This is a genomic window from Aliidiomarina sp. (assembly GCF_022565475.1).
In the GTDB taxonomy this organism is placed as follows: Bacteria; Pseudomonadota; Gammaproteobacteria; order Enterobacterales; family Alteromonadaceae; genus Aliidiomarina.
On record NZ_JAIUMR010000003.1, the window covers coordinates 111,063 to 135,343 of the forward strand.

Genomic DNA, 24,281 nt, shown 5'->3' on the forward strand with positions numbered 1-24,281 from the left:
GAAACGATGCGGATAAGTACACAGATTATTTTCGACCAGAATGTCAAATCCATGAACCAACAGCAGGGCGCGTTCATGAAGGTGGGCAATCAGTTGGCGACCGGTCGCAGAGTCGTGAATATTTCAGATGATCCACAAGCGGCTTCCCGTGCCGTTAACGTTATGCAATCGAAAGCTACGACGCAGCAACTGCTTGATTCACGCGTGTCGGCTCGCAACAATTTGTCCCAGCAAGAAAGCGTTTTAAATGGTCTTGGCGATATGATCACGCGCGCCAAAACGCTAATGGTACAAGCCTCGAGCGATACGGTTAGCGACCTCGACAAAGGGTCAATCGCTGCTGAATTAGAGGGCATCTATGAGGCCATGATTGGCCAAGCGAATGTCACCGATGGTGTTGGGCGCTTCTTATTTGCCGGCCAAAAAGACGATTCAGCGCCTTTAATTCGGGTTGATGGTCGAGTTCAGTTTATCGATGGCATAGAGCCTCGCGAGCAATTCATTGATGACAACCGCACCATGGTCGTGCGTGATACAGCTGAACGGTTATTCGCTTCCGCCCCTGGGGTCACGACCTATCATCAGAAGGTTAACGCAGGAAATCAAGGCTCGTTAGTGATTGAGCGCTTAAATGTTTTGGATACCTCGGACCCTAACTTCGGCCAGCGCTTTAACGTCAATTTTGCGGTTGATGGAGCAGGTGCAACCACATATTCCGTAATGGTCGATGGTACAGAAGTTGCCACAGGCGCATGGAGTGAAGGGCAACCAATTGATTATGCAGGTGTTCGCCTTGAATTCTCAGGTCAACCGAGCGATGGTGATGGTTTAACTGCGGGACGGGCGAATCAAATGGACCCCAACTTATTTCGCAGTATGGAAGACGCTATTGCCGCATTGCGCGGTTCAACGGAAACGCCAGAAGGACGCGCCGCACAGCGTAATGTGTTCAGCGAAACCTTGCGCGAGCTCGACCAAATGTTAGACAACACATTAACGCGTCGAGCCTCAGTCGGCTCACGCTTGAATGAGCTAGATACGCTTGATTTGGTCGCCAAGAATCGCTTGCTCGCTTATGAGCAAACACTTTCAGACCTCGTTGATCTTGACTACGTAGCTGCAGCGTCGGATTACAGCATGCGCATGGTCGGCCTTCAAGCGGCACAAAAAACGTTTGTGGATATTACCAGTATGAGTCTTTTCGATTATCTTCGTTGATCATCGGATGGACGCGTTGACAACCCAGCACAGCGAAAGCGATGCTGGGTTTTTTATTGGGGTAGTGGTGCGAGAGCGTGAATTAACTCATCAATAAAGGAAACCCCTTGGGCAAACAAGGTTTGTAAGAATCCGCCGAGGTTCGTGGTTAAGATCATTAGCAAAAATAAGCCCATGGTCAACGACAGTGGGAAACCGATAGAGAATACGGTTAGCTGCGGTGCTGAGCGGTTAAGAATACCTAAGGTGATGTTGATGATCAGCAAGGCGCCGAATACAGGAAGTGCCAACAAGATGCCGCTTAAAAACACAATACTGCCAAACCTCGCAAGCGTTTCAAATGCAGTAAGGTTGAGCCCTGCAGTGCCAATAGGTAAATTCTGGAACGAAAATGCAAGTACTTCAATCATCATTAAATGCACGTTGAGCGCCAAATACATCAAGATCGCGAAGGTATGCAGCAGTCGCGATAAAATCATGCTGTTGGTGCCACTGTCAGGCGAGAAAAAAGTTGCAAATGCGAGACCCATTTGCAGGCCGATAAATTCACCGGCAGCCATTACCACGGCGAGCGTAATCTGCATTACCAAGCCAATAGCAACACCAATCAGCATTTGCTCGACAATAATGCCGAAGGCGGCCCAGGACCAGAGCGGAACGTCCGGCATGGGCGGCAAAATGGGGCTAATAACAATGGCAAAAATTGCTGCGAATCCGAGCTTAAGCTGATTAGGGATGCGAGAATGCCCCAGAATGGGTGCTATCGCCATAAAACCAAGAATACGTACCAGCGGCCAAAAAAAAGCGGCAATCCATTCCTGAAGCTGCGTAAAAGTTACCTCGATCATCGACGAGGCCTAGGAAACCATGAGCGGAATATTGGTAAACAGCTCGCGGGTGAAATCCATAATGAGTTGTAACAACAGCGGGCCGATAATAACGAGTACAATGACGACGCCAAGGATTTTCGGAATGAACGAGAGGGTCATTTCGTTGATTTGTGTAGCGGCCTGAAACAAACTGACGGTTAAACCAATAACCAAGGCGGTAAGCAGTAAGGGACCAGCGAGATAAAGTGCGACCCGCATTCCTTGATAAGCAATCGTCATGACCTGTTCTGGATTCATCGTTCAGTCCTCGTCAAACGAAAAAGCTTTGTGACAGCGAACCAATTAGCAATTGCCAGCCGTCCACTAAAACGAAAAGCATCAACTTAAACGGCAATGAAATGGTTGCCGGTGGCACCATCATCATCCCGAGCGACATCAGGACACTAGCGACGACTAAGTCAATAATCAGAAAGGGAATAAAAATTGTAAAGCCGATTTGAAATGCAGTTTTTAATTCACTGGTGACAAACGACGGAATTAAAACATGCATGGGCAGCTCTTCTGGTCCAGCAACAGGGCCTATATCGGCTAAACGAACAAACAAGGCTAAGTCGTCTTGGCGCGTCTGAGCTAACATAAATTCGCGCAACGGTTCGCTGGCTAAGGTAATAAATTGTTCAAAGGTGATCGTGTCTTCGGTTAAGGGCACCCATGCAATCTCGTAGATTTGGCTGAGCACCGGCGACATAATGAAAAAGGTTAAAAACAAAGCGAGTCCGAGCAGCACTTGGTTTGGGGGTGCCGACTGGGTTCCCATGGCGGTACGTAAAAGACCAAAAACAATAATGACGCGGGTGAAACTGGTCATCATTAATAGCATGGCGGGCAAGAAGGCCATACTGCTGAGCAGTAAAAGTGTCTGTAGTGGCACTGACCATTGCTGGCTGCCATCTTCTGCGGTTTGACTGGTAATCGTAGGTAAGCTTTGGGCGAACGCGTCGAGCGGCAGTAATCCGACAATTAGCAGTGCTAGGACACCCAGTAGTAACCGAAAATACATGTTATTCCTCGGGTTTGTTGCGCTGCAATGAACGTCGCAATAATTGAGAAAAACCGGGCGAAGCGGGTTGCGTGTTGGTGTTCATTTGCTCTGCATCGGCTGGAATTTCACTTTCAGTCAGTAGCGTAATCTGTTGAGCAGTGACACCGATCGCCAAGCGTTTATCGAGCAGGTCGACAATCATAACTTTTTCTTTTGGTCCGACGTTCGCGCTCGCGACAATACGAATCGCTGAACCCGCCACGGGTAAATAACCACTACCAAACCGGCGAATAAGCCATGCACAGAGCAGAATAAAAGCAATAATAAATAGCAGCGTAAACGACACTTTTCCCAGTGTCGCTAAACCAGCAGTTAGATCGCCACTGGTCTGTGTTTGATTGATCAATGCAGAAGAAGTGCTCATCGATTCAGTTTCTGTACGCGCTCCGCAGGTGTGACAATTTCGGTAATCCGAATACCGTATTTGTCATCCAAAACAACCACTTCACCTTGTGCGATCAAGTAGCCGTTAATAAGAATATCCATAGGTTCGCCGGCCAAGCCATCGAGTTCAACCACCGAGCCCTGAGCTAAGTCTAGTAGCTGTTTAATGGTTATGCGAGTGCGGCCAAGTTCAACACTGAGGCGCACGGGAATGTCCATGATGATGTCGAGGTCATGTGCAGCGCCTGAGTTCGATGCATTGCTTTCTAACGGCTTAAAAACCGTGTCGCTGGCCTTGTCGCCAAGTCCTTCCTCTTGCGCTGCATCGTCCCAATTTTCTGGACTATCGTGTTGGTCTTCGTTCTTTGGTGTATCAGTCATTTTCAAAATCCTCAGCAGGAGCGGCAAACACCGAACCTACTTCCCTTTTTCGGGTAGGTAACACATGGTTTTCTAAAACCTTTTTCACCCGCAATGCTCGGTGGTCGTTTGAAGCGCCAAAATCGCACTCGAGAACGGGAATACCACTGACGGTTGCGGTTACGGTAGAAGGCAAATCGACTGGCAACACATCACCCACTTTGAGTCCCATGATTTGCGGTAATCGCACGGGTATTTGGGCGAACTCGGTCACCAACTCGACTTCCGACTCTTGCAGTTCTTTACTGAAGCGTTGACGCCAAGCTAGGTCTGAAGCACTTGAACCGTCCGCGCGCAAATTGGTTAAGCGATCGCGTAAGGGTTCGATCATGGAATAAGGCATGACGATATTGAAATTCGCTTCCAAATGACCAACTTCCAAATGGTAAGTGGTACTGACCACCAACTCGCTTGGCGAGGTCGTGATACTTGCGAATTTGGCCTGCATTTCCGAGCGAATGTAGCTCATCTTTATTTGATAAACGGTCCGCCACGCTTCTTGATAGGCGTCCATGGCTAAATTAAGGACCCGATTAATAATCCGCTGTTCAGTCGCGGTAAATTCACGCGTGTCGTTTCGCGTAATAAGGCGTCCATCGCCCCCAAATAGGTTTTCGACGATCATGGACACCATGTTATGCGGGAACACAATCAAGGCAGAACCGCGTAGCGGCTTCATGGCGACGATATTCAGATTGATTGGACTGGGAATTTCGTCGGAGAAATCTTGAAAACGTTGATAACGTACCGACTCCACCGTGATATCTGCATTTCGACGGAGCAAGTTAAATAAGTTCATGCGGAATTGACGGGCGAAGCGCTCGTTAATAATCTCTAATGTATGCAGGCGTTCACGGACCACACGGTGTTGTGAACCTGGATCAAATGGTCGTTCGTTGACATTTTTTTGCTTTACTCGAGCCGAACGCTCCTGACGCGAAGAGCTTTTAATCTCCTGCGCAGGTTGTTTAGGTCGCGATATCGAACTTAATAGCTCGTCAATATCGTGTTGTGAAAGCGGTTTGTCGCCTGCCATACATACTCCGTGAAACGGCTTCGCGCCGGTCCTCTCTAGTGACTGCCTAACTTTCTATTGCACAATGAATTCAGTAAAGAGTACATCATGAATAAGGATCTCTTGACCATTACCATAAGGCTCACTGAGACGCTGCTTGACCAAATTAGCAAGATCAACTTTACCTTCGTGGTTACTGATATACTCGGCATTCATTCCTGATAACAGTAAAAGTAAACGGCTACGCACTTGTGCCATGTTGGCCATTATTGTGTCTTTACTAATCCCATCTTGTACTTCAAGAGAAATAGCGGTGTATAAAATTCGTGGCCCAAACTGATCACTGCGTAAATTGACTGACAGCGGCTCTAGTTTAACTAAAACCGGTGTATGCGCCTGTTCGGTAGGACCTAGTTGGCCTTGAATAGCGGCTAAAGTCGTGGTCCGGGTCTCCATTAATAACCAAGTATTCAAACCGACGACGGCGATGAGTAACACCACCAAGCCGGTGAGAATCAGAACCAACGGGCTTTGTTTGTTACCGCTTTCTTTCTTTTGTGGTTGTGCTTTTGCCATGCAACTATCCTTGCTTGTAATTCATTCTATTATGCGAGCTCGCGCTCAATCCAAAGGCTCAAATAAAGGAACTTCTAACCCTTATTTTCTCTTTGAACTAAGCGAAAACGTTGACGCGACCTGGACCGACCGCCAGATCTGCAGCCAAAACTGATTCAGACTTGCTGTTATTATCGGCCAATGCTTCTGATTCTAAACGATGCGCTTGTGGATTACTTTGACTTTGTTCTTGATGTTGATCGTTAGCGCCATGGTCACGTACCGAACTTTGGCTTAGTTCGATACCCTGTTCAGCGAGAATCTCACGTAATTGCGGTAATGCTTGCTCGACGGCTTGGCGAACCTGATTGTGGCCTGACACAAATTGTAACTGCGCCGATTGGTCTTCAATCTTCATACTAATCATTAACGGACCAAGTTCGGCCGGGTGCAAACGTAAGCGAACGGTTTGGTCATTTTGCACACGCATGTTGACGATCTGCTGGGCTTGTTCACTGACTTGCTGACTGAGCTGAGCTTGCCATGCTGGCGTCGCCAAAGGTGCGCTCAACGTGGTCGTTGGCGTTGGAGCTGCGCTCACAGTTTGCATGGGCGCTATGTTCGGTTCACTTGCACCGGTTGTCGCTGGAATGATGTTTGCTTCTGCGGCGACGCCATTCGCCGCGACAAAACTGGTTTGCGGCGCTTGTTGGGCGACGGTGGCAGAAATCAATGGTTCCGCGGTAGCCGAAAGTGTGTTCGCAAGTGGGCGAACCCAGGTTGTATCGCCAGTTTGAATTTCTTGCGTCATCGTTGCGATGGCCGCCGATGCTGCTGGCGCCTCACGCAATCGCGCCGACTGCGCCAGAGAGCTTTCGATCCGGGCTAACATGTCTGCTGGCTGATGCGCTTGTTTTAACAGCGCTTGCGGCAGTGGCTGCGTCGTTTCTACGGTGAGACGACTTCGTTGCGTGGCTTCAACCCCGGCGCGAATCGGTTGTGGCTGTGCCGGTTGCGTTTGCTTTAACAACTCTTGCGGCAGTGGCTGTGTCGCTTCGACGGTGAGACGACTTGGCTGCGTGGTTTCAGCCCCAGCCCGAGGCGGCTGTGCCGGTTGCGCTTGTTTTAACAGCTCTTGCGGCAGTGGCTGCGTCGTTTCGACGGTGAGACGACTTGGCTGCGTGGCTTCAACCCCAGCGCGAATCGGTTGTGGCTGTGCCGTCTCTGCCCGCTTGCGTAAATCTTGCTCGATTGGTTGGGGAGCATCTGCGTTTGCACGAATGGGCTGGGGACTTGCAGTGAGGACCTGCTTGCGCAAATCATCGGCCACATGAGGTTGAGTATTCTCGACGGTCAGTTGGCTAATTTGCGGATTGCCGTGCTCAGCGTGAACCATTGCCGATTGTGCAGCTGGCTGCAGCGGCGCTGTCGATGCATCGTCAAGTCCGACGAAACGGAGATCTTCTGGCAAGTCCGCAGATACTTCAGCCGCAGATTGTTGCGCGTCTAAATCAAAGAACGTAGGTGACGGCGCGGCTGTTGACTGAGTTTGCGACAACACCGCGGCAATTTCTTCAGCAACAGGTGTTGGCAGCAGGGCTGCAGATACGGGCTGGTTTGCATCGATCGGACCACCAACATAGCGCTGTTTTAGAACTTGCGAAAATGGTACTTGAGCAGGCACATCAGAGGCACCTAATGACAGTGGTTTCCCCGAACTTGTCGATTGCGCTGTACCTTGTTGAGGCAATGCCAATAATAAATCAAACATAATTAATCCTCACCTTCGGAGCGAACAAGGGAAAGGCCGCCCCGTACAAATCGCTGATTGGCAAACTCGTCGGTTTGCTGCTGTTCTTTACGCGACTCTCGAAGACGCAACTCGCTCGCACGACGCTCATTTAACGTCGTAAATGACGAGAGTTTTTTCTGTTGTTGTTGCCAGCTTTTCTGGGTGTGTAACACTTTTTGATTTTGCTGCTGTAAAGCTCGACTTGCTTGTTGAATAGAATCGTCTAGGGACATCAGAAACTGCCGGTAATTTTGCAGAGTGACAGGGTCAATGCCCTCAACTAATAAGCGTTGTAATTGGCTCGCATACTCAGCACGATAATTCATCAACACTTCTTGTTGTTGCTCGATTTGTTGCTGACTTTTGCGCTCATTCGCCAACAACATGCCGGCTTTGTCTCGCGCTTCACGCGCTAAATCTGTCAGTGTATCAAGTGCGGTCGCTGCCATTATTGCATTCCTCCAATCACCTGAGCGAGTGCGTCAAGCGAACTCGCTTGATCGGCGCCCTCGGTATGTCCCTGCTGTAAAAATGCTTCTAAACGCGGATAAATATTGACGGCTTGATCCAGTAGTGGATCGTGTCCAGGACTGTATGCGCCGACACTAATCAAGTCGCGGTTACGTTGATAAACAGAAAATAGTTTCTTAAATTTCTGTGCCTGTTGAATTTGGCTGTCGGGTACAACGGTGTTCATCACTCGACTGATTGATGACTCGACGTCAATCGCCGGATAATGACCTGACTCAGCTAAAGCGCGCGATAAAACAATATGTCCATCGAGTATAGCACGAGCACTGTCGGCAATTGGATCTTGTTGATCATCGCCCTCAGTGAGGACGGTATAAAATGCCGTAATTGAGCCGCCACCCGCAGGGCCGTTACCCGCGCGCTCGACAAGAGCCGGTAATTTGGCAAATACGGAAGGTGGATAACCTTTGGTTGCTGGTGGTTCACCAATCGCCAGAGCAATTTCCCGCTGGGCCATGGCGAAACGGGTAAGTGAGTCCATAATGAGTAAAACATTCAAGCCTTGGTCGCGGAAATCTTCGGCAATGCGGGTGGCGTAGGATGCACCTTGCAAGCGTTGCAAAGGTGACGTGTCAGCTGGTGCTGCGACTACAACTGCGCGCGCTAAACCTTCAGCGCCAAGGATGTTATTGATAAAATCTTGAACTTCGCGCCCACGCTCACCAATCAAGCCAACAACAATCACGTCAGCCGTAGTAAAACGAGCCATCATACCCAATAGGACGGACTTCCCGACACCAGAGCCGGCGAACAAGCCCATGCGTTGGCCGCGGCCGACCGTTAACAATGAATTAATGGCACGAATGCCGACGTCAATGGACGACTCGATGGGGGCGCGTAACATGGGGTTCAACACTTTTGTGGTGAGTGGAGCGAAGCGAGAATCCGTAATGGGCCCCCGGTTATCTAACGGCTGACCACTGCCGTCGACAACGCGACCAAGTAAACCTCGGCCCATGGGGAACCGCCGCCCCTCAAATTGGCCACTACTTTGTAGCGGCAGCACGCGCGCACCCGGTTTTAAGCCATGAATTTCTTCCAGCGGCATTAAAAATGAACGATCTCCAGCGAAACCAACAACTTCTGCTTCACAAAACGTTGATTCACCGTGCGGGGACGTATTAACTTCGACACGACAAGCACTACCGACAGGCAACTCGAGACCGACCACTTCAATGACCATGCCAGTTGCGCGAACCGCACGACCACTATGCGTAATAGTTGTGGTATTTTGCACACGACCACGCACTTTCTGGAGTACTTGGCTCCAGTTCTGTTGGCGATTTTCAGTCGTCTGCATCGCACTCATTTCGAGTCAACCTCACGTTTCCGCATCTGCTCTTGAATGGCTTGTACGCGTGACTCCCAAGTTGCATCACGCTCGCCGAGTTTACTGCTCACTTTGCAGCCGCCGGGAGTAATGCGTTCATCGACCATCATTTTCCAGCCATGCTGCTTTAGATCATCGTGTAAATGTACTTGCACCAATGCATGGTCATCCGGATGCAAAATCAGCATGGCTTTGTCATTGAAAGGTGATTCGTCGTGGAGCAATTCGCGCACCAGCTCGACGATATGCTCTGGGTTTTCAGCAACGTTCTGACGAGCAAGTTCCGTTCCGACGGTGATTGCCAATTCGACGAGTTGATCAGCCACTTCGGTGTCTGCCAATGCCAGTGCCTGGCTAAATTGCTGAGCGAGCTGCTGCAGTGGCTCAACGGCGGCAGCAATTTTCGCTTCCTTCTCGGCTTCAACCGCAGCCTTTGCTTCGCGCGCGCCGTCGCTATAACCCGCTTCATGGCCAGCCTTATAACCTTCAGCGTGGCCCTGTTCCCATGCTTCTTGGCGAGCTTGCTCTTTTAATGCTGCAAGTTCGGCATCGCGAACGAAGCGACCTTCGTGCTTGGACTCACTCGCTTGCGGAGAACTAGCTTGAGCAAGCTTGGCCTTTAAGGAGTCGAGCGACCAGCGCTGCCAATCGTCGCCATCATAAATCGGTGTTGCGTGATCATTTTCAGCAATCGACATGGCTTGATGATCAGCGTCCACCTTTTTCAAACTTTTTGGCGAGAATGGCTTAAACATAGGTATCGTCTCCGCTGCTTAACATAATCTCGCCTGAATCGGCCAGTCGGCGAGTGATTGCCAAAATTGCTTTCTGCTCGGTTTCCACTTGTGACAAGCGAACAGGTCCACGCGTTTCCATTTCTTCGCGCACCAATTGCGCCGCGCGTTGTGACATATTGCGGAGGAATTTGTCGACCAAGTCGGCTTCAGAGCCTTTGAGCGCAATAACCAGTGAGTTGGTATCGATTTGCTTGAGAAGAACCTGAACACTGCGGTCGTCGAGCTCGATAAGGTTCTCGAATAGGAACATTTCGTCGACAATTTTGCTTGCCAATTCTTCGTTGAACGCACGAATATTTTCCAGCGCCGTATCTTCTTGGCTACCGTTAAGGAGGTTAAGAATTTCAGCGGCAGTGCGAATACCACCCATTTTGCTGCGCTTAAGATTTTGACCGTCAAGCATGCCACCGAGGACTTCAGTCAATTCTTGCAAGGCAGCCGGTTGCACACCAGTGAAGGTCGCTATGCGCAGCACGACGTCGTTACGCAGGCGTTCGTCGAACACTTCTAACACACCCGATGCTTGCTGGCGGTCGAGGTGAATCAGAATCGTCGCGATAATCTGTGGATGTTCATCGCGAATGAGTTCGGCGACTTCCTGCGAATCCATGAGATTTAAAGCATCAATACCGTAGTTTCCAGCTTTTTGATCAAGCACGTCTTCAATGAGCGACGATGCTCGTTCGCTACCTAGGGCCTTGGTGAGGACAGAGCGAATGTAGCCGTCGTATTCGTCAACTGGCGGCATCTCTTCAAATTCGGCGTGAAATTGCTCAAGCACCCACTTAATTTCGTCACGAGAAACATTCTGCAGCGTCGTCATTTCTTTACTGATTTTCTGAATCTGCTGTGGAGTAAAATGCTTAAATACGTCCACAGCTGTATCTTCGTCGAGTGACAACAGTAAAATTGCACCTTTGCGGATGCCCGTCATGTTGGCGATTTTTTCTTGCGTCGCTGCATTAATCTCGGACATGATCATCCTCCGCTAACCAATTCTGTACGACTCGTGCAACCTGACGAGGCTTCTGACGTGCAACTTCTTGTGTCTTCTTCAGCGCGTTCTCGTAAGCGCGGGTATCTTTCTTCTTCGGCCAGTTGAAGGTCATTTCTTCAACATCGGCGTCCTTTTCAGCCTCTTCGTTTTCGTCGTCATCGCCAACAATAGCTCTCAGGCGGCCACGTTTCGCGGTTAGATCTTCGATATCTTCGTCATCAGTTTCAGCCGCTTCTTTGCTACGAACTTTTTCAATGGTACCAAACCGTTTTCTGAGGATTGGGCGAAGAATCAATAGGTAGAATAACAGGATACCTAACCCAGCGAGGAAATACCGCGTGGCTTGCACAAGGAGAGCCTGCATCTCCGGCTCTTGCCACCATTCGCGCTGAATAAAGGCTGGCGTGCTGTCTTCGACGAACGCACTGTTGACGATTTCGAGTTGGTCGCCACGCTCATTACTAAAGCCCATGGCTTGACGAACGAGACGGTCGATACGATCAATCTCTTCCGGTGCCAATGGAATCAAAATCGACTCGCCTTCTTCGTTGAATCCATTGCGGTAATTCACCACTACTGCAGCAGATAAACGCTGTAACCGACCACGCTGATGCTGAATATGGGCAATATTCCGATCCACTTCATAATTGACAATGTTGTCTTGGCGCACGTTGCTTGGATTTGCCGCCGCTTCGCCTTGAACCTCAACACCTGCTTCAGTTTCAATCGGTGCAGTGACGACACCCGGTGGGGTGTTGCTGAGCGCACCCGGAACACCGCCGGTGTTTTCACCATTGCGTTGATAAGACAAATTACTTTGAATGCTACGGACAGCCGCAGATTCAGGGGTCTGGTTCGGGGTATAACGCTCCGACGTTTCTTCGATGCGTGAAAAATCAATTTGCGCCACAACCTGCGCTTTGACATTCTCACGACCGAGAATAGGCGCCAGAATATCTTCAATGCGACGTTGGAAATTACGCTCAACTTCTTGGGTGTAAGTGAGCTCGGTCCCGGTAAGGTCCGACTTTTGACCGTTGGTTGACAGTAAGTTGCCGTGCTGATCAACAACAGTAACATTGTCAGCCGTAAGTTCTGGCACCGAGCTGGCAACCATGTGGACAATGGCGGTTACTTGACCTTCACCGAGGACACGACCGGCATGCAGGCTTAATACCACAGAGGCTTTTGCTGGCTCACGTTCGCGCACAAAGACTGACGGTTTGGCCATGGCTAAATGAACTCGGGCACGGTGCACCGGCCCTAATGATTCCATAGAACTGGCTAATTCACCTTCGAGCGCCCGCTGGAAATTGACTTGTTCCGCAAACTGACTGATCCCGAAGGCTTGGTTGTCCATCAGACTAAAACCAACGTTGCCACCCGCAGGAAGTCCTTGTTCCGCCATGCTTAAACGGACGCGATGCACCTGATTACCTGGAATCATAATGCTGCTGCCGCCGGCGGTTAATTGATACGGAATACGTTGGCTTTCGAGTTCGCTGACAATGCGACCGCCATCCGCTTCCGATAAATTCGAGTATAAAACGCGATATTCAGGGGTCGTCGCCCACATAATCAGGGCGACAACGACAGCAATGAATGCCGCGCCACCGATCAGTAGTGGAAGCAAAGCATTACTGCGCAACAACCCCATCGCTTTGTCGATGGTGGGATTGGTGCTTGGCGCCAGAGTGCCTTGGGCTTGTTGATTTACCGTTGTTTCCATGAATTCATCACGTCTTTGTTGCTTACGGGTGTATTAGGTTCGATACCGAAAACCTCAATAGAGGCTTTTTTAGTGCTTGCCATTATGACGAGGCGAGTGCAAATCAAAGCGCCAAATAAGCCGCTTTTTTTGCGTTATTTAGACCTTTTGTTGAAATGGCGAGCTGCTAGTCTATGCAACATTGATAAAACCGACTCATAACACGAGTGAATGGAAAAGAGAGGAAGCACGATGAGTGTCTCTGGAATTCAAGCCGCCTTGCAGCAAATGCAGACCTTGCAAACCCAAGCGACAGGCCAAAAGCCAAACGTTGCGGCCGCTGCGCAACTCGAGAAACCGCAGGGTAGCTTTGCAACGGAACTTAAAGCATCAATTAATCGCATTAACGAATTGCAGCAAAACTCAGCTGCAAAAACTCAAGCCTTTCAGCTTGGTGACCCGAGCGTACAACTCAATGATGTGATGGTCGATGCGCAAAAAGCGTCGCTCGCTTTTGAAATGGGTGTGCAGGTGCGTAACCGTTTAGTGAATGCGTATAAAGAAGTCATGAATATGAATGTCTAGTGCTTGCATTGAAGCACGCAAAAAAGGGAGGAAAACCTCCCTTTTTCGATCGTATAGGCGGCTTAGGCTTCGCCGTTGATCAAGACACCGCGTAAGTCATTGAGCTGTTGAGCTGCTCGTAAAACCTCTTCCGACGGAATTTGGCGAATGACATCGCCAGATTTGGTGTCAACAATCTGCACAACCACGGGTTCGCCGTCGGAAATCTGGAATTGAACACCGTAGGGGTTCAACACTTCATTGATTTGCTGCAACGGTGGTACCAGCTGCTCGGCAGTCATTTTTTGTGCAGCCGTCTCATTGCCTTTGGTGGCAGGCAAATGTTGCATGACCTTTTCAGCGCGTTGTTTCTCAGACGCAGCGAACGAAGCCGCCCAATTACCTGAGAGTTCACTAATTGGCGTAGTCATAGTGAGTCTTCCTATGCAATACGAATCTAATACATATTAGTCCGGATATTCTTTTTATCGGACTGTCTTTTAAAAACTTTATAGCAAGATAAGATAAAACCAGCCATTTATTGTTAACTAAATGATTTTTATACTTAAAAAATGTACCTGCCGTATAGCAACTGATGCCCTAATTAAGGCAGCTCAGTTTTCTTGATCGTACTGTTTCTGACCGCTTCGCGATGGCTAATGTAAATTCCACTGGCAATAACCACTGCAGCACCCAATAGGACATACGCCCCAGGCCAATCGCCCCACAGTAAGTAGCCCAACGCTAACGCCCAAATCATTGCGGTGTATTCAAACGACGATAGCAACGACGGCGGTGCCATCCGATACGCTTCAGTAAGTAAGTACTGGGCGATAGCCCCTGACACGCCTAACCCAAACAGCCAAGGCATGTCCTGTAGCTGTACCGGCTGCCAATCGAAAACTGCAATGAAGCCGCAGCCAAGACTCAGGCTTAGTACAAAAAAGAACATTAGCGACTCCGATGTTTCGCTGCGATGCATGTAACGGACCATCACCATAATCAGCGCATAACCCAGCGTGGCTAACAGCCCGGTAATGACACCATAGGAAAAAAAGCCCATGGCGTTGGGGTTCAGCATAATCACGACACCAATAAAGCCGACCGCGACAGCGCTGTAGCGATGAATGCCAACCTTTTCTTTCAACAGTGGCACAGACAATAGTGTAATCAGCAAGGGCGCGACAAAGAAAATGGCATACGCGTTGGCTAAAGGCAGTTCGCGCAGGGTAATGACCGTTAAGGTAAGAAAGGCGATACTGACCACGCCGCGAACCACGTGTAAATGCCATTTGTTCGGCTTAATGCGCGGAAGCCGATTACTAATCACCAACCACAGCAAGACAAAAGGCAGCGACGTCGCGCCACGAAAGAAGGACACCTGCATCGCACTCATGCGACTGGCTAGCTCTTTCATGGCCACGTCCATCAAGGCAAAGCAAAACACCGCGAGCACCATAAAAATGATACCGCGCCCAAGGCGTTCTTGTTGTGCGTGAGATTGCATGCCTTTCTGTGTCCTCGCTGAGTGTTTACGTCGATTATATCGACCGAACAGGGGAATACTAGTGCAGGCCCGAGACTTGTTATATGCTGCGGTAAAACAACCAACAAGGAAAAGCGTTTTTATGAAGTTACGTTCTTTTGCAATTGCGGTACTTTTTGCGGTTACTGGCGCCGCCCAAGCCGAGTTACTTGATGACAATGACATACAAGCGAGCTTAATCGCAGTGTCCAATGAAATGAATCAAATGACCCCGATCATGGTTGACGAGGATACACGACTGGACACCACGGTTGCCCTGAAACGTTCGTTTATGTATGTCTATACCTTGGTCGCTTTTGATGCCGACGAAATTGATCCTGACCTATTTCTGGACGCGATTGAACCACTGGTCACTCGGGAAGTGTGTTCGTCGCCGGACATGGCCGGTTTTCGCGACAATAATATCGATACCTTGTACGTTTATCGCGGAAAAGATGGTAATCAAATTGCCAGCGTGACGATAAAAGTCAGTGACTGTACTGCAGAATAACAATGAGAAGGCTCCGAACGGGGCCTTTCTTCATTAGGTTAGTCGATGGAGCAAACGTCGCAGCGTCGTTTACCCGTAAGGAGCTTCGAAATACCATTGCGGTTGCGTGCAAACAATAAGTAGGCCTTGTCGGCAAACCAACGCACGATCGGCCAGCGCAATGGCGCGGTCAGCCAGCCGCGACCAACCAACGACCAAGCAGCATGTGTGACGTCTAGTCCGTACAAGAGGTCACCTTTTGCATTCATGCCATGCAGAATTTGGTTGGCACGTTGAAACGAAACCTGCGGATACCGCACATTAAAGTCATCTGCATTAATGTCCTCAAACGCCATGTGCTGGCGCGAGTCTAAACGCTTTAAATGACGCATTTCGCGAACACACAACGGGCAACCGCCGTCGTAAAAAATGATCAGTTGAGACATAGTCACTCAGGTTTTCGGGTTTGCATTCATTACGTACTGAAACCAAGGATGGATTAGCGCGTCGGCCAGTCACGGGCATAAAAGCTCACCCAGTTGATTTCAGCGGAGGTTCAGCGTAATTTAACTTTTAGATAAACGCACGCCAAAGGAAAATTGGCAAAGCGATAGCGACTTTCGAGTAGCCAATAGGGTCCGCTCAGTAGTTTCCTCATGGAAGAGCCCACCTTTAACGTCTCGCTTTCATGCACGTTTTGTCCTTTACCCAACGCCCCATTTGCGTGTGCCGCGCCCGTTTAGAGGGCTGGTATTCATGCGCCTGGGTTTAATGTTGATGGGTATGAAAGCGAGTAGAAGTGGGGTGATAACGCGCATGCATGTGTATCGGGGATATGCGGCGTGCTTATTAATATAATGTTAGCCAGAGGGAGTGTGATGGCCAAGGGTAAGATACTAGAGCTGAGCGCAGAAGGCGCTGAGATCGCATTAAAGCAAGCAGTCGACAACAGCGTGCTCAGTGAAGTGCCGATCGTCGGCTCTATCGTCAAGCTCTATGCGATCGGTTCTTCTGTTCGTGACAAGCTCTATACAGAGAAAGTTCGCCAATTTCTGGTAGCGATGAATGAGGTTCCAGAGGAAAAGCGATTGCGGTTCCGAGAGGCGGTTATATCAGGTCAGGAGAAAAGCGAAAGGCTCGTACAAAAAATACTGCTAGTTATCGAGTCCCAATCTGACGTTGAAAAGTCAGAACTGATTGCAAATTTCTTCTTGGCTTATTTAGACGGAGTCATAGATGACGCAGACTTCAGGCGCGCACTCGACGTAACTGCTGCGTATTTCCTCGATGACCTCATGCAGTTCTTGAAAGGGGATGGTTTTCATGGATTTATGCATGAGAAGTACGAGGATTTAGAAAGGAGGGGCCTTGCAAGCTTGGTTGGCTCCCCGTTGATAGGCTTCGATAAGACAACTTCTGATGAATTGAGACGTGACGGCTGGCGGGAAGGGGCAGACGCAGTTCATTTTGAGAGTACGTTCTTTGGCAGCACCTTTCAGAAGGCATATCACTATGGAGCCAGGCTCAGAGAGCAGTCCGAGGCCAATGGCTAACAAATTGCTACACACGGATAAATTACTCGCTGCGCTCGCAATTTTCCGGTGAGCAAGGCGTTAAATCAGTAGTGGTACCGGAGCTGGGCCAGGAGCAATGCGTCATCCGTAACCTTGTAGACCATGCGGTGCTCGTCGTTAATTCGGCGGGACCAGTAGCCAGCGAAACTGTGTTTGAGGGGTTCGGGTTTGCCGATGCCCTCGAACGCTTCTCGTTTCGTTTCCTTGATTAGTTTATTGATTCGATTCATAATCTTTTTGTCGGTTTTTTGCCAGTATAGATAATCTTCCCAGGCGTTTTCGGAGAAGATGAGCTTCATTCAAAAAGTTCTCTTTCTTGGCCGCCGCCTTGCTCCAACTCGGTAACGGATTCCAACAAACGACGGGCGTTCTTTGGTGCGCGCAGGAGATATGAAGTCTCTTGCAAAGCTTCATAATCGTCAAGGGAGATCATTACCACGGACTGCGACTTGTTCCGAGTGATGATCACTGGAGAATGGTCTTCGCAGACCTGCTCCATGGTTTTTGCTAAATTGTTTCTAGCGGCTGTGTAGCTGATGGCATCCATAACGGGACTCCTGTGCAAGATAATGATCATGTACAGGATACCGTACTTTAAAAAATTTAACAATCGGCTGCATAGCGACCGATTGTTCCGCCACTCTGCGTCTTCAAACCGGCGTGTGAGCCGGGCGTTATGTGGGGGGTAGATGCGCATGCCGTTGAAGTGGTTTGTGCTTTGGGCTGCTAGCATTGTTCTGCCGGGCTGTGCTGCGTATGGGATCAGAGATTTATCGCATGACCCTTCAGTACAAGCCCTCATTGGACAGTGCTATCAATTGACAGGCGAGTCTTTTGTTTACGAAGCAAGGTGCGTTGTTCTTAATTCTAAGGGGGTCGGTTCGAGAGAGTTATGTCTAGGGTTACACTCATTCTCTGCTGGCACTGAAATGAGCGTTTTTCCAGGGTCGTATGAAGAATATACTAGCGATAAGGAAAAGTGGGACAAGAAAATGTTTGAGAAGCTCTTGTTTGAAAAGCAACGCGAAATTTCTTATCCGGTTCCTGAGGGTACAAAGTTTTATATAACTACGGTAGTCGGCTACCCGTGGGGCGTAACAGGGCATAAGTTGGCGATGAGAGCTGATTTAGAAGGCCCAAATGGTACCGAAGAAGTTGAACTTCGTACGATAGAACTCCTTACATACGGTCAGATTTGGGCAAAAAGAGACCGCATGAACAATATAAGCTTTAATTCTGAATTTGCTATCCCCTGTAATTGAGAAATAGCTGCATATGCCAAATAACAATCGGCTGTAACTTTCAAAGAGTGTGGACATCAAGTAGAACAATCTGATTTTTCAGGTATTGTCTTGGCAGCTCACTGTTTACAAAGAAAACATTCGAAACATCGGTTTCTATGAAAAGCATGGATTCACTTGTGTTGGTGAACAAACGATCTCATCTGAAGATATATTTGCCGACCTTCGAGCTAATGATCGTTGAAGCCTGTACGTTTTCTTGAATCAGCCCTAATTTAGCGAAACAATTTCAGAATGCCTTAGAAGCCGAGGGTAAGGTCGTTGGTTTTTATAGCGTATATGAGAACAATCTTGCTGCAATTTTTGTGGTACCAGGCGAACAGGGCAAGGGGTTCGGCTCAGCATTACTTGAGGATGCTAAGAATAGGCGCGAGAGTCTGCAACTCACTGTGTATAAGAAAAATATTCCGAGCATAAAATTCTATGAGAAACACGGATTCAATGTACTTGGCGAGCAAATTGATGAGCATACTGGGCACCCTGAACTCGTCATGAAGTATCATTCGTAACAAGGCATAGCAGCTCGCGGATATTGGCCGTCGGACGCTCATAAACTCGCTCGCTGTGCAGGGCATTGGGAGACTCTGTGGAAATCAAATTTGTACGCTCTGAAAATCTAGTAAGAGCAGCGAGTTTTACGTTTGAGAATATGCGCGTTTACTACGAGCAGTTTGCACCAAGTTGGGATGCATCGAAAGTATTGGAAGTCACATCCGAACTCGAAAACTTTGACATTATTTATCAGCAAGAAGTTGTTGGGGTTATGCGCCTGCAATTTGAAGCTGATTGTTGCGTTTTAAGAGACCTTCAGGTTTTACCCGCAGCACAAAATAAAGGAATAGGCAGTGTTGCATTAGCAGAGGCTAAAAGACGCACATTACATGCACATCTGAATACGCTTAAATTGCGAGTTCTTAAAATTAGCCCAGCGGTGAGCCTTTATAAAAGGAATGGTTTTGTCACACAAAGCGAAGACGAACGTTTTTTCAATATGGAAGCAAAAGTCTCTTAACGGGGTGCTATGGCCACATCGAACGCTGCTGCTCGTTGACGTCTCGTAATAACAGAAAATAACAAAGGCGCCAATTGGCGCCTTTGCTGTGTGTAGCTATTGGGGAATTAACCCAACAGAGACAATACTGACTGTGGTACCTGATTCGCCTGGGCAAGTACAGAAGTACCAGCCTGTTGCAGAATCTGTGCACGCGTCATGTTAGCAACTTCTACTGCGTAATCCGCATCTTCGATACGTGAACGCGCAGCTGATAAGTTAGTTGCATTGGTTTGCAAGTTAGTAATTGCAGACTCAAAACGGTTTTGGATAGCACCTAAATCTGAGCGTAACACATCAACTTGTGATATTGCTGCATCCATCAGTGCAAGTGGGTTAGTGGTAGCCGCCGGTGTTACATCACTTGCTTCATAATCGTTTATGTTAAAGTTGAAAAATAACTCGGTTGCACCTGCCACGCTAGTATCAAAATTCGCCGGCACATAAACTTTAAAATTACCGCCACCCTCATCAACAAAGCCTTTCGATTCAAGTGTGGCAATGTCTTCACCTGTAACGGTAATGTTATCTTCAATGAAGAAGTTTCCATCTAAATCCGCAACAACATTGATAGAGTTTACTGATACGGTGTTGGTTAACCCGAGTAATCCCTGCCAATCAGAACCACTTGGAGTATTGTTAACTGTGGCGTCAGTTAGGCTGGTGTTTCCAAATTTAGCACTTAAAGCATCGGCAATTGGCATGCCTTGTCCATTGCTATCGAATTGAGGGCCAATCATTGATAGTTTACTCACACCTAAAGTGGCGGAGTTAATACGCTGCAAATCTACACTAATAACTTCACCATCATTGGCGCCAACTTGCATGTTAAGCGTGCGATTTTCAGATAGTACTTTTACACCATTGAAATCAGTTTCCAACGAAATACGATCAATTTCACTGGTACGCTGATTTATCTCCGCTTGAATAGAGGCTAAATCAGCACTGGAATTGGTTCCGTTTAAAGATTGAACAGTTAACTCGCGAATGCGCTGAAGGTTGTCATTAACTTGATTTAACGCCCCTTCGGCCGTTTGCGTCAAAGAGATGCCATCGTTGGCATTTCTTTGGGCTTGCATTAACCCTGTAATTTGCGAAGTCATGCGGTTCGCAATTGCCTGCCCAGCGGCATCGTCTTTTGCGCTATTAATGCGTAATCCAGACGACAGCCTTTCCATAGACGTGGCTAGCGAAGATTGCGATTTTTGCAAGTTTTGCTGGCCAATCATCGATGTGATGTTCGTGTTGATCACCGACATAGTGTTGCCCTCAGTTAAGGTTAGCTAAGCGCAACTACTAAAATACATGCAACATAGCCATAAATATTTATCGGCGATTTGCGATGAAACTTTAGTGGAATATTATGAAAAGTAATCAATCTGAAGCCGATATTTTAAAGCCTGACCCAAAATAACAAAGGCGCCAATTGGCGCCTTTGCTGTGTGTAGCTATTGGGGAATTAACCCAACAGAGACAATACTGACTGTGGTACCTGATTCGCCTGAGCCAATACAGAAGTACCAGCCTGTTGCAGAATCTGTGCACGCGTCATGTTAGCAACTTCTACTGCGTAATCCGCATCTTCGATACGTGAACGCGCAGCTGATAAGTTAGTTGCATTAGTTTGCAAGTTAGTAATTGCAGATTCAAAACGGTTTTGGATAGCACCTAAATCTGAGCGTAACACATCAACATCGCTGAGCGCTTTGTCTAGAGCAGCTAATGGGTTTGCAGTTGCGCCGCCTAGGATATCATTGTCATTTAAGTCTGCAGCAGCAACAGTAAATGCAGCAGTACCAGGAGTGGTTGTGGTGTCAGCAGTACTTGGGTCGAGCGCAATAAATACGTTTAAAGGAGTGCCTGCTTCTGCATCACGGAAACCAAACTCTTGCAATGCTTCAACGTTTGTAGCGTCGACAGTAACAACTGCCTGAGCAAAGAAGTTTCCATCTTCATCAACTACTACTGTAGGAGCGGCAACATTACCAGCGCCAGCACCGATTCGAGTAGCTAAATCTGCAGAGATATCAGTAACTGTTGCAGCAGTAACTGCCGTTGTCTCACCATATACAGATTGGAAATCTGCAGCAACTGGCGCTGCAGCTGTACCAACTGGACCACTTACGTTGAATGAACCTAACCCTAGTGTTTCAGAGGTGATTTTTTGCAAGTTAATGCTGATAGATTCACCGTCGTTTGCACCCACTTGAATACGAAGATCTTGAGTATTCGCAAGAACTTTAACGCCGTTAAAGTCAGTTTCTTCAGAGATACGGTCGATTTCGTTCAAACGCTGTGAAATTTCCGCTTGAATTGATTTCAAATCTTCAGAAGAGTTAGTACCGTTCTGTGCTTGAACTGACAATTCACGGATACGCTGTAAGTTGTCGTTTACTTGGTTCAATGCACCTTCAGCAGTTTGCGCAACAGAAATACCGTCGTTGGCGTTACGCTGAGCTTGCATTAAGCCAGTGATTTGTGAAGTCATACGGTTAGCGATGGCTTGACCAGCTGCATCGTCTTTAGCACTGTTGATTCGCAGGCCTGAAGACAGACGCTCCATAGAAGTTGCTAATGCTGATTGCGACTTCTGAAGGTTTTGCTGACCAATCATCGAAGTGATGTTTGTATTGATAACTGACATAGTCTTATTCCTTCTGTTTTCATAAATGGCCGGCGTATTGGCCTGCCGTCAACCCTAGTTATCGGAACCGCTGTAGAAAACTTTAGTGCTGCTTTAAAAAAATTTTACAAATGGTGTTGATGAGTTTTGCTCATGCGTCGGTTTCGCGTTAGCTTTCGGCATTGCGGTGTCTTAAAAGTTTGGTGGTGGTTTGCTCGGCGTCCTTCAGGTTTTATGCGCAAGGCCGATATAGCGAGTAAGATTGCCGACATTGGGGAGCGGTCAGGCTGATGACTTGAAATAGCCAACTATTTCCCCTTTGTTTCTGCTTTTGTTTTTTTCCGAGTGAGGCAAAATAGACTAAAGATGGATCTGGTTTGCACGATTTGAATGACCGATAGGAACTAAGGTGCAGGAAGAAGAATATTCCCCCGTTTCGAGTAAGCTTGAAGTTGCAGCATTACTTGAAACTATGACGCAGCCTGGTGCTGCCTCGCTTCAGCTGACAACGGCTGAGGCGAAGCCGTTCCCGATTATCCTGCTTGACCTCGAAGAAGATGAGTTTGTTGAATTTGATCTGACAGCAATTCGTGAACTGGCACCCAAACTTCGCCGCGGCGTGAAGTTTATTCTATTGGGTCAAAGCCATGCGGGACTCATTCGTTCGACCCCGATGCAAATGGAAACCTTTACCGACAAAGACGGACGTTTGTTGGCACGCTCGAAATGGCCGGAAGGTCTTGATTTAAAGCAACGCCGGGCGGCGTTTCGTGCCACGCTGCGCATCGGTATGGATGTGGGTGTGCGATTGCGAGCGGAAGAGCCGAATCGGGAGCGTGTAAAGTCAACGTCGCCGGAAGCAATCGCTGCGAAGAAGCCGCCTGTGGAACGTCCTTCCGTCGATAACCCGAAAAAGCTCGAAGAAATAAAAACGCTGAAACGTGAAGAAAGTGACAAAGTCGCTGAAAAAGACATGTTGGTGGATTCATCGGCGGAACCGAAAACAAAATCCACAGACCCATATGTCGAAAAAATCACCCAAGAAGCAGAAAGTAAAAAGGCAAAAGGTGATCAGGCCGAGGGTAAAGCTGCAGACGCTGAGCAAGAGCCGGAAAAAGAGCCCGAGAAAAAATATTTCGAGCTGATGGGAGATTTAAAAGACTTATCGGCCACTGGTGCATTGGTCGAGTTCTTTGCTCAGGACGGTGCGTCGAAAGTGATTACGCAAATGCGCACCGAGCTGGAAATTTGCTTTCCGAATGGCACTGTATTTCCGATCATTGGCGATGTCCGCCACGTGAAAACCGACTCCGATCGACAAGTTTTAGGCGTCGGTTTCGAGTTTACCCAAATTACCAAGGACCAAGAGAAACAGATTTGGGAATTCGTTCGCGAAATCGAACGCGAAGCGTCACGTACCGCTGGCGAAGGCAACGATCGGACGCCATCTGCTCTCTTTGAAGTTAAGCCAGAGGCAGTAAAGTTCCTCGGTCGTCGCCAAGGGCAAAAATATGCGACACCGATGGCGCGGCGGCTGGCGCGCATCGCTGGTTATCTCGACAGTCAGATGGTGGCCTTGAATCAGGGCCAGATGATTAACTCGACGCAACTGTCTGCGCACGCGGACCGGTTGTTGGACATTCTCGAAGATGACCGCGAAGAGGCACTGTTTGCGCTTCGTTGCATTCACCGTGAGTCGCCGTGGGTCGTGCATGGTTTGAGCGTGGCTATGAAGTTGGTCGACCTCACCCAAAGCCGTGGCCGCATGCCGCGTGATGTCATTAAAGGTATTGCTGCCTGTGCGATGGTGCATGATCTCGGTAAAGGCATGCTGCCGAGTTCCTTGTGGCGAGCGAGTACGCTGACGCGAGACTCCTACATGCGCATGCAGTCGCATGTAGAACTCGTGCTATCGCGCATGGGAACATGCAAATGGTTAGCGCCCATTCTCGTGAAAAATGTAGTTGAACAAATTAACGAACGGTTAGATGGCTCCGGATACCCGCATAATCTTGAAGCAAATGCGTTAGGTCAGCTGCCGCGGATGGCCGCGGTAGTGGATGTGATTGATGCGATGAGTCGTCCGCGGGCTGACCGAGAAGGTATGACCGCGGAGGACACCTACCGGCATTTATTGGATAACCGCACGCAATTTGACGAGCTTTGGATTGAAGCATACGTCCGTCATTTTGGTGTCATTCCTGTCGGTTCGTTGATCCGCTACGAGTCGGGACAATTGGCCTGGGTGACCCGGCTGGATGAAAAGCGTCATATTCATACTGTTATTCTAACCTCTGATACCAAACCACCGCAGGATAATCTTGGCGATACGGTTACCGGTGCTGCTTTGGAAAAACTCGGTGTAATTAAGTCTGTGCTCGGCATCGACTATTAATCTTTAAAGAATTCCTAAACCCTGCCGATAACTCAAATAAGCCCACTTTTTGGGCGCTTTTCCATCATTTATATTGACG

28 protein-coding genes are annotated in these 24,281 nt (G+C 48.5%); 8 read left to right on the forward strand and 20 right to left on the reverse strand.

Translation table 11 applies throughout. The annotated features are described in order from the left end of the window. The first annotated feature begins 6 nt into the window (after window positions 1-6). Window positions 7-1,218 (forward strand): flagellar hook-associated protein FlgL, encoded by a 1,212-nt coding sequence (gene flgL, locus LAT77_RS03890; protein ID WP_290563238.1) that lies wholly within the window; start codon window positions 7-9, stop codon window positions 1,216-1,218. Between the two features lie 53 nt (window positions 1,219-1,271). On the opposite strand, the gene fliR is transcribed toward flgL, so the two are convergent. From fliR to fliF, 13 genes are all read right to left on the reverse strand, one after another. Beyond that, window positions 1,272-2,066 (reverse strand): flagellar biosynthetic protein FliR, encoded by a 795-nt coding sequence (gene fliR, locus LAT77_RS03895; protein WP_290563239.1) that lies wholly within the window; start codon window positions 2,064-2,066, stop codon window positions 1,272-1,274. Between the two features lie 9 nt (window positions 2,067-2,075). Continuing rightward, entirely contained in the window at window positions 2,076-2,345 is a 270-nt protein-coding gene (fliQ, locus tag LAT77_RS03900; RefSeq protein WP_290563240.1) for a flagellar biosynthesis protein FliQ, read from the reverse strand. A gap of 13 nt (window positions 2,346-2,358) precedes the next feature. Continuing rightward, the gene (gene fliP / locus LAT77_RS03905; protein ID WP_290563241.1) at window positions 2,359-3,108 is read right to left on the reverse strand and encodes a flagellar type III secretion system pore protein FliP; all 750 of its coding nucleotides are present in this window, start codon (window positions 3,106-3,108) and stop codon (window positions 2,359-2,361) included. A 1-nt stretch (window position 3,109) separates the two neighbouring features. Then, window positions 3,110-3,514: a flagellar biosynthetic protein FliO gene (fliO, locus tag LAT77_RS03910; protein ID WP_290563242.1), complete on the reverse strand. Its 405-nt coding sequence runs from the start codon at window positions 3,512-3,514 to the stop codon at window positions 3,110-3,112. Next, entirely contained in the window at window positions 3,511-3,915 is a 405-nt protein-coding gene (fliN, locus tag LAT77_RS03915; protein ID WP_290563243.1) for a flagellar motor switch protein FliN, read from the reverse strand. The genes fliO and fliN overlap by 4 nt, the downstream gene beginning before the upstream one ends. Then, window positions 3,908-4,990, reverse strand: coding sequence for a flagellar motor switch protein FliM (gene fliM, locus LAT77_RS03920; protein ID WP_290563244.1), 1,083 nt, complete (start codon window positions 4,988-4,990; stop codon window positions 3,908-3,910). Before fliM ends, fliN begins: the two co-directional genes overlap by 8 nt. A gap of 54 nt (window positions 4,991-5,044) precedes the next feature. After that, on the reverse strand, window positions 5,045-5,545 hold the full coding sequence (locus LAT77_RS03925; protein ID WP_290563245.1) for a flagellar basal body-associated FliL family protein: 501 nt from the start codon (window positions 5,543-5,545) through the stop codon (window positions 5,045-5,047). Between the two features lie 97 nt (window positions 5,546-5,642). Continuing rightward, a complete protein-coding gene (locus LAT77_RS03930; protein WP_290563246.1) occupies window positions 5,643-7,295 on the reverse strand; it encodes a flagellar hook-length control protein FliK in 1,653 nt (550 codons plus the stop codon). A gap of 2 nt (window positions 7,296-7,297) precedes the next feature. Further along, on the reverse strand, window positions 7,298-7,765 hold the full coding sequence (fliJ, locus tag LAT77_RS03935) for a flagellar export protein FliJ (RefSeq protein WP_290563247.1): 468 nt from the start codon (window positions 7,763-7,765) through the stop codon (window positions 7,298-7,300). Continuing rightward, complete coding sequence (gene fliI, locus LAT77_RS03940; RefSeq protein ID WP_290563248.1) at window positions 7,765-9,156, reverse strand: flagellar protein export ATPase FliI; 1,392 nt, start codon at window positions 9,154-9,156, stop codon at window positions 7,765-7,767. Before fliI ends, fliJ begins: the two co-directional genes overlap by 1 nt. Next, window positions 9,153-9,932 (reverse strand): flagellar assembly protein FliH, encoded by a 780-nt coding sequence (locus LAT77_RS03945; RefSeq protein WP_290563249.1) that lies wholly within the window; start codon window positions 9,930-9,932, stop codon window positions 9,153-9,155. The genes fliI and LAT77_RS03945 overlap by 4 nt, the downstream gene beginning before the upstream one ends. Then, a complete protein-coding gene (gene fliG / locus LAT77_RS03950; protein WP_290563250.1) occupies window positions 9,925-10,950 on the reverse strand; it encodes a flagellar motor switch protein FliG in 1,026 nt (341 codons plus the stop codon). The genes LAT77_RS03945 and fliG overlap by 8 nt, the downstream gene beginning before the upstream one ends. Continuing rightward, on the reverse strand, window positions 10,937-12,700 hold the full coding sequence (fliF, locus tag LAT77_RS03955; protein WP_290563251.1) for a flagellar basal-body MS-ring/collar protein FliF: 1,764 nt from the start codon (window positions 12,698-12,700) through the stop codon (window positions 10,937-10,939). Before fliF ends, fliG begins: the two co-directional genes overlap by 14 nt. A 231-nt stretch (window positions 12,701-12,931) precedes the next feature. Here fliF and fliE point away from each other — a divergent pair, with 231 nt between their 5' ends. After that, complete coding sequence (gene fliE / locus LAT77_RS03960; protein ID WP_290563252.1) at window positions 12,932-13,264, forward strand: flagellar hook-basal body complex protein FliE; 333 nt, start codon at window positions 12,932-12,934, stop codon at window positions 13,262-13,264. Between the two features lie 62 nt (window positions 13,265-13,326). Here fliE and LAT77_RS03965 read toward each other — a convergent pair whose 3' ends face one another. Further along, entirely contained in the window at window positions 13,327-13,674 is a 348-nt protein-coding gene (locus tag LAT77_RS03965) for a flagellar protein FlaG (protein ID WP_290563253.1), read from the reverse strand. A gap of 173 nt (window positions 13,675-13,847) precedes the next feature. Beyond that, window positions 13,848-14,750, reverse strand: coding sequence for a DMT family transporter (locus tag LAT77_RS03970; RefSeq protein ID WP_290563254.1), 903 nt, complete (start codon window positions 14,748-14,750; stop codon window positions 13,848-13,850). 121 nt (window positions 14,751-14,871) lie between these two features. Between LAT77_RS03970 and LAT77_RS03975 the strand changes: the two genes are divergently transcribed. Continuing rightward, the gene (locus LAT77_RS03975) at window positions 14,872-15,279 is read left to right on the forward strand and encodes a hypothetical protein (RefSeq protein WP_290563255.1); all 408 of its coding nucleotides are present in this window, start codon (window positions 14,872-14,874) and stop codon (window positions 15,277-15,279) included. A 38-nt stretch (window positions 15,280-15,317) separates the two neighbouring features. On the opposite strand, the gene LAT77_RS03980 is transcribed toward LAT77_RS03975, so the two are convergent. Beyond that, entirely contained in the window at window positions 15,318-15,704 is a 387-nt protein-coding gene (locus tag LAT77_RS03980) for a thiol-disulfide oxidoreductase DCC family protein (protein ID WP_290563256.1), read from the reverse strand. Between the two features lie 432 nt (window positions 15,705-16,136). On the opposite strand from LAT77_RS03980, the gene LAT77_RS03985 reads away from it, so the two are divergent. After that, window positions 16,137-16,811, forward strand: a complete 675-nt coding sequence (locus tag LAT77_RS03985) for a hypothetical protein (RefSeq protein WP_290563257.1) — start codon at window positions 16,137-16,139, stop codon at window positions 16,809-16,811. Window positions 16,812-16,876: 65 nt separating this feature from the next. Here the strand turns inward: LAT77_RS03985 and LAT77_RS03990 are convergent, their stop codons facing one another. Further along, window positions 16,877-17,131 (reverse strand): Txe/YoeB family addiction module toxin, encoded by a 255-nt coding sequence (locus LAT77_RS03990; protein ID WP_290563258.1) that lies wholly within the window; start codon window positions 17,129-17,131, stop codon window positions 16,877-16,879. After that, window positions 17,128-17,379, reverse strand: coding sequence for a type II toxin-antitoxin system Phd/YefM family antitoxin (locus LAT77_RS03995; RefSeq protein WP_290563259.1), 252 nt, complete (start codon window positions 17,377-17,379; stop codon window positions 17,128-17,130). Before LAT77_RS03995 ends, LAT77_RS03990 begins: the two co-directional genes overlap by 4 nt. A 142-nt stretch (window positions 17,380-17,521) precedes the next feature. Between LAT77_RS03995 and LAT77_RS04000 the strand changes: the two genes are divergently transcribed. From LAT77_RS04000 to LAT77_RS04010, 3 genes are all read left to right on the forward strand, one after another. Next, window positions 17,522-18,094, forward strand: coding sequence for a hypothetical protein (locus LAT77_RS04000; RefSeq protein ID WP_290563260.1), 573 nt, complete (start codon window positions 17,522-17,524; stop codon window positions 18,092-18,094). A 242-nt stretch (window positions 18,095-18,336) separates the two neighbouring features. Then, on the forward strand, window positions 18,337-18,642 hold the full coding sequence (locus tag LAT77_RS04005; protein WP_290563402.1) for a GNAT family N-acetyltransferase: 306 nt from the start codon (window positions 18,337-18,339) through the stop codon (window positions 18,640-18,642). A gap of 77 nt (window positions 18,643-18,719) precedes the next feature. Continuing rightward, window positions 18,720-19,145, forward strand: a complete 426-nt coding sequence (locus LAT77_RS04010) for a GNAT family N-acetyltransferase (RefSeq protein ID WP_290563261.1) — start codon at window positions 18,720-18,722, stop codon at window positions 19,143-19,145. Between the two features lie 107 nt (window positions 19,146-19,252). On the opposite strand, the gene LAT77_RS04015 is transcribed toward LAT77_RS04010, so the two are convergent. Both LAT77_RS04015 and LAT77_RS04020 read right to left on the reverse strand, forming a co-directional pair. Next, entirely contained in the window at window positions 19,253-20,443 is a 1,191-nt protein-coding gene (locus tag LAT77_RS04015; protein ID WP_290563262.1) for a FliC/FljB family flagellin, read from the reverse strand. A 200-nt stretch (window positions 20,444-20,643) separates the two neighbouring features. After that, window positions 20,644-21,828: a FliC/FljB family flagellin gene (locus LAT77_RS04020; protein ID WP_290563263.1), complete on the reverse strand. Its 1,185-nt coding sequence runs from the start codon at window positions 21,826-21,828 to the stop codon at window positions 20,644-20,646. 388 nt (window positions 21,829-22,216) lie between these two features. Between LAT77_RS04020 and LAT77_RS04025 the strand changes: the two genes are divergently transcribed. Continuing rightward, the gene (locus LAT77_RS04025) at window positions 22,217-24,202 is read left to right on the forward strand and encodes an HD domain-containing phosphohydrolase (RefSeq protein ID WP_290563264.1); all 1,986 of its coding nucleotides are present in this window, start codon (window positions 22,217-22,219) and stop codon (window positions 24,200-24,202) included. The last annotated feature ends 79 nt before the right edge of the window (window positions 24,203-24,281 follow it).

Bases quoted from the DNA above. Each gene is read 5' to 3' on its own strand.
- fliJ (WP_290563247.1), bottom strand. From the start codon at position 7,765: ATGGCAGCGACCGCACTTGATACACTGACAGATTTAGCGCGTGAAGCG.
- fliE (WP_290563252.1), top strand. From the start codon at position 12,932: ATGAGTGTCTCTGGAATTCAAGCCGCCTTGCAGCAAATGCAGACCTTG.
- LAT77_RS04000 (WP_290563260.1), top strand. From the start codon at position 17,522: ATGCGCATGCCGTTGAAGTGGTTTGTGCTTTGGGCTGCTAGCATTGTT.
- fliM (WP_290563244.1), bottom strand. From the start codon at position 4,990: ATGGCAGGCGACAAACCGCTTTCACAACACGATATTGACGAGCTATTA.
- LAT77_RS03985 (WP_290563257.1), top strand. From the start codon at position 16,137: ATGGCCAAGGGTAAGATACTAGAGCTGAGCGCAGAAGGCGCTGAGATC.
- fliF (WP_290563251.1), bottom strand. From the start codon at position 12,700: ATGGAAACAACGGTAAATCAACAAGCCCAAGGCACTCTGGCGCCAAGC.
- fliI (WP_290563248.1), bottom strand. From the start codon at position 9,156: ATGAGTGCGATGCAGACGACTGAAAATCGCCAACAGAACTGGAGCCAA.
- LAT77_RS04020 (WP_290563263.1), bottom strand. From the start codon at position 21,828: ATGTCAGTTATCAATACAAACATCACTTCGATGATTGGTCAGCAAAAC.
- flgL (WP_290563238.1), top strand. From the start codon at position 7: ATGCGGATAAGTACACAGATTATTTTCGACCAGAATGTCAAATCCATG.
- LAT77_RS03990 (WP_290563258.1), bottom strand. From the start codon at position 17,131: ATGAAGCTCATCTTCTCCGAAAACGCCTGGGAAGATTATCTATACTGG.
- LAT77_RS03995 (WP_290563259.1), bottom strand. From the start codon at position 17,379: ATGGATGCCATCAGCTACACAGCCGCTAGAAACAATTTAGCAAAAACC.
- LAT77_RS03930 (WP_290563246.1), bottom strand. From the start codon at position 7,295: ATGTTTGATTTATTATTGGCATTGCCTCAACAAGGTACAGCGCAATCG.
- fliQ (WP_290563240.1), bottom strand. From the start codon at position 2,345: ATGAATCCAGAACAGGTCATGACGATTGCTTATCAAGGAATGCGGGTC.
- LAT77_RS03970 (WP_290563254.1), bottom strand. From the start codon at position 14,750: ATGCAATCTCACGCACAACAAGAACGCCTTGGGCGCGGTATCATTTTT.
- LAT77_RS03975 (WP_290563255.1), top strand. From the start codon at position 14,872: ATGAAGTTACGTTCTTTTGCAATTGCGGTACTTTTTGCGGTTACTGGC.
- LAT77_RS03925 (WP_290563245.1), bottom strand. From the start codon at position 5,545: ATGGCAAAAGCACAACCACAAAAGAAAGAAAGCGGTAACAAACAAAGC.
- LAT77_RS03980 (WP_290563256.1), bottom strand. From the start codon at position 15,704: ATGTCTCAACTGATCATTTTTTACGACGGCGGTTGCCCGTTGTGTGTT.
- fliO (WP_290563242.1), bottom strand. From the start codon at position 3,514: ATGAGCACTTCTTCTGCATTGATCAATCAAACACAGACCAGTGGCGAT.
- LAT77_RS04015 (WP_290563262.1), bottom strand. From the start codon at position 20,443: ATGTCGGTGATCAACACGAACATCACATCGATGATTGGCCAGCAAAAC.
- fliR (WP_290563239.1), bottom strand. From the start codon at position 2,066: ATGATCGAGGTAACTTTTACGCAGCTTCAGGAATGGATTGCCGCTTTT.
- fliN (WP_290563243.1), bottom strand. From the start codon at position 3,915: ATGACTGATACACCAAAGAACGAAGACCAACACGATAGTCCAGAAAAT.
- fliP (WP_290563241.1), bottom strand. From the start codon at position 3,108: ATGTATTTTCGGTTACTACTGGGTGTCCTAGCACTGCTAATTGTCGGA.
- LAT77_RS03965 (WP_290563253.1), bottom strand. From the start codon at position 13,674: ATGACTACGCCAATTAGTGAACTCTCAGGTAATTGGGCGGCTTCGTTC.
- fliG (WP_290563250.1), bottom strand. From the start codon at position 10,950: ATGTCCGAGATTAATGCAGCGACGCAAGAAAAAATCGCCAACATGACG.
- LAT77_RS03945 (WP_290563249.1), bottom strand. From the start codon at position 9,932: ATGTTTAAGCCATTCTCGCCAAAAAGTTTGAAAAAGGTGGACGCTGAT.